Below are 641 nucleotides of genomic sequence, written 5' to 3'. Positions count from 1 at the left end.
TCATGTTCGATCTTCTCCCCACTTACTAAGAAGCGTTTGCTCAATTCCTAACTGAGACAAAATACGCGCAACAATGAAATCCACAAGATCATCAACACTTTGCGGTTTGTGGTAAAAACCAGGCGAAGCGGGAATCACCACAGCTCCCATTTTTGTCAACTTCAACATATGCTCAAGGTGAATCTCTGAATAAGGAGCCTCGCGAGGAACGAGTATTAATTGGCGCCGTTCTTTTAATGCAACGTCTGCCGCTCGCTCAATCAAATTATTGCTCGCGCCATTAGCAATTGCAGACAACGATCCAGTGCTGCATGGGCAAACAACCATTTTGGTTGGAGCTCCCGATCCAGAAGCAACCGGAGCCATCCAGTCCTCTTTACCGAATACTTTCACCTGCCCTTGCTTTGCAGAGAACTGTTGCGTCAAAACCTGCTCTAATTGCGCAGCTTGGGCAGGCCATTTATGCTCAGTTTCTGTCGCAATGACCATATGCGCAGCTTTAGAAACCATTACAAAAATCTGATGCCCTTCTTTAACCAGAACATCTAACAAGCGCGTCGCATACTGAACACCTGAAGCCCCGGTCACCGCCAAAGTAATTGTTTCTTTAAACTCGCTCATACAATCCTCAACAACAGGGA

General features: G+C 46.3%; 1 protein-coding gene. It reads right to left on the bottom strand.

The window, feature by feature from the left end:
• Positions 1-621, bottom strand: coding sequence for a flavin prenyltransferase UbiX (locus A3738_RS27105; RefSeq protein ID WP_068476411.1), 621 nt, complete (start codon positions 619-621; stop codon positions 1-3).
• Positions 622-641 lie beyond the last annotated feature (20 nt).

Source organism: Oleiphilus sp. HI0066, assembly GCF_001635725.1.
This window is presented reverse-complemented; position numbering and strand designations above follow the sequence as displayed.